Consider the following 2746-nt stretch of genomic DNA (forward strand, 5'->3'; position numbering starts at 1 on the left):
CATCAGGTGTTCGAGTTGGCGGAGCAGTTTCCGTTGTACGCGGAACGGCGAGCGAAGTAAACGTAGGGCCAGCCGCCGTGTCATCGACGCGAGCGAAGCGAAGCCCAAAGCGCCGTAGGCGCGACATATGTGTAGCCCAGCACGTGAGTGCTGGGTGAGAAGTGATATGAGACCGAGCCCCGGCAGGGGCGGCATAGCTCACGCCGGCCCAATCAGAAATTCATCCGCACAAACAAAAGCAATCCAGCAAACAACGCACAATCATTGCGGCAATCCCGATCTAGGAAATTGTGATGAATGCCGCCCTTTCAGGGCTCGATTCCGCTCTTACCGCATCTCCCAGGGCTCACGCCGCTGGGCTGCGCTTCTTCCGGCCTTTCAGGCCTTCTCCGGCCGAGGGCGGCCGGCTCCACGTTTACTTCGACTCACCACACCTGATCGCCAGTTTCCAACATCTGCTCCTCCGCGATGATCGGCAGTTCCATCCATCCCTGCGTAGGGAGCGAATCCAGCGGAAGCTGATCGCGGAAGATGCTGAAGCGGAGCAATAGCGTATCGCTCAGTGCGGCCCCTAACACCGAGAGCGGGACTTTGGCGCGCAGAACCTTTTCGAAACTAGCCTTCATCTCGCGGCTCGTGTTGTCTCGGCGGTTGCCGTTCCCCGAGCTTTGTGAGAAGGCAATGAGGTCGGCAGTGAGCAGCGAGCGATTCGAGACCGAAAAACGCGCGATGAAGGCTTTTCTGTTTTGGTCCACATTTGCGGGCAGCACTTCGATCCGCGCTTCCAACATGTGATCGCCACTCAGTTCGCCGGCGAGATCAAGACGGAAGAAGAAGTTTCGCCCATCAATTCCCGCGTAGGCGCGCTCCAGCAGAAACTGCTTGCCGTGCATCGATGAACCACGCCGGTCGGCAGCGAAGCTGGCTGCGCCCAACCAGTCGAAGTAGCCGATGTTGGGAGAGTCAATGCGGGGGCGAATGTATGCTGTCTGCGGAATCGTGCGTACTTTCCCGATGAATTCGGTTGAAATGGGATGGTGCAGGTAATCCGGCGGATTGGCTCCGAGCAGGCGATAGACATTCGATAAATGGCTGCGATACAGCTCATCGAAGTCGCTGTCATTCGCGGAGTGATGTTCCGGGCCGTACCACCAATTCCAATCACTGCCCTCGGCGATGAGTAGCTCTTCATAAGCGAGTTTCTGCTGTTCGGGAGTTGCTGAAGCCGAATGATGTGCGTAGAAATCGCGTGCCTCGGCAAGGTAGTCCCACGCGAGATTGTCTTCCGGCGCTCCAATCCAGACGTTGAAGTTTGCGTTGATCCACGAGCCGGGAACGAGGCTGGGAAGAGCTGTGGTCTCTCGCGTTCGTTCGATGGTCTCCGAAATTGTGAGTGGCTCAATCTGAGGATCAGCCGCAATTGCAGTGTAGAGACGACGAAGGAACTCCCGTCCTGATTCGGGAAAGTGCTCCCAGGCGTTTTCCCCGTCGAGAATCACTGCGACCACGGCATCTTGTCCACGCGACATAACCGGCTGGGCGGAGGTCTTCACGCTCTTGATGAAGTGATCGGCCGCCTCTTTCGCCGGCATGCCTGAGTACACGAATCCAATGAGGTCAGAGAGGTTGTGATCTCGAAAGAAGAGAAACACAGAATCGGCACCTTCACCGTTCCGATAGATTCGATAGAGACGCTGTGCCGAATCGGGAAGCAATTCGCCTGTGCCGGTGCGTTCAAAGAAGCTTTGCGTCGAGCGCCCGAGGACGCCTTCGTCGGTCGCAAGCCACTTGAGACCGACCTGGCGAGCAAGTCCGAGAACTTCGTTTGAAACGCTGCCTTCCGAGGGCCACATGCCCGCTGGCTTCTTTCCGAATGTGCGCTCATGAGATTCGACGGCGCGCCGCATCTGGTCGAGAGCGTCGTTACTTTGGAGAAAGCGGCGTCGTGGCAGCGGCAGTCCTGGGCTGCTCACGCGTCCGTTATTGGTGTCGCACAGCAAAGGAAGAATAGGGTGATAAAAAGGTGTGGCTGAAAGCTCCACGCCGCCACGGTCGGCAGCCGCGCGATACGCGGGGATCACGGCTCCCAAAATGCGCGATTCGATGTCGAAGAGAGATTCCTGATCAGCGCGCGTGTACTTCCGTCCTTTCTTAATCAGATCTGAAACATCGGCTTCTCCGAGGAAGAACTCATCGAACCAGGCAAGCTGGGAGAGCACTTGCAAATCGGTGAAATCCTGGGCCGCGAAGGAACTTAATGCAGTCTCCGGCGACGGATGCGCTGCGCGTTTGCTGAGCAACTCGGCGTACCGTGGATATCGGCCCACTTGATGCGTGTGATTTGCCTGAAAAAGATAGCGTAGAGCAAAGATTTTTTCGTCTCGCGTCAGATCGTTGGCCGGTTTCGCGACCAGGTCGCGCCATTTGTCTTTCGCGGTCCCTGCGACGTAGTCCTCGATTTGCTCCATGAGCGAGGGAACGAGATTGAAGTTTTGGTGCACCGTTGGGAACTCTTCCAACAGCTTCACCATCCCGTAGTAGTCCTTCAAAGCATGCATGCGGACCCAGGGCAGGCGGTACTCACCTGTGACCAGGTCCTTGTAGAAGGGCTGGTGCATGTGCCAGAGGAAGACGAGCCGAATCGCGGGCATTCTCAGCTAGTTTAATCAAGTTGCGGCGCGGACTTGTGCCCACTCACGTCGGCTAATCTCTGCGTCTGCTACATTCAATGGTTTGCTATGGCACA

Annotated in this window: 1 protein-coding gene; it reads right to left on the minus strand. The window is 57.0% G+C overall.

Going from position 1 to position 2746, the window contains the following annotated elements; translation table 11 throughout:
* Positions 1 to 425: 425 nt before the first annotated feature.
* On the minus strand, positions 426 to 2651 hold the full coding sequence (locus tag VFU50_10500) for a glycoside hydrolase family 57 protein (GenBank protein HEU5233282.1): 2226 nt from the start codon (positions 2649 to 2651) through the stop codon (positions 426 to 428).
* Positions 2652 to 2746: the final 95 nt, after the last annotated feature.

The organism is Terriglobales bacterium, from assembly GCA_035764005.1.
Taxonomy (GTDB): domain Bacteria; phylum Acidobacteriota; class Terriglobia; order Terriglobales; family Acidobacteriaceae; genus Gp1-AA112.

Excerpts from the sequence above, each read along its gene's own strand:
- VFU50_10500 (HEU5233282.1), bottom strand. The coding sequence starts at position 2,651 with ATGCCCGCGATTCGGCTCGTCTTCCTCTGGCACATGCACCAGCCCTTC.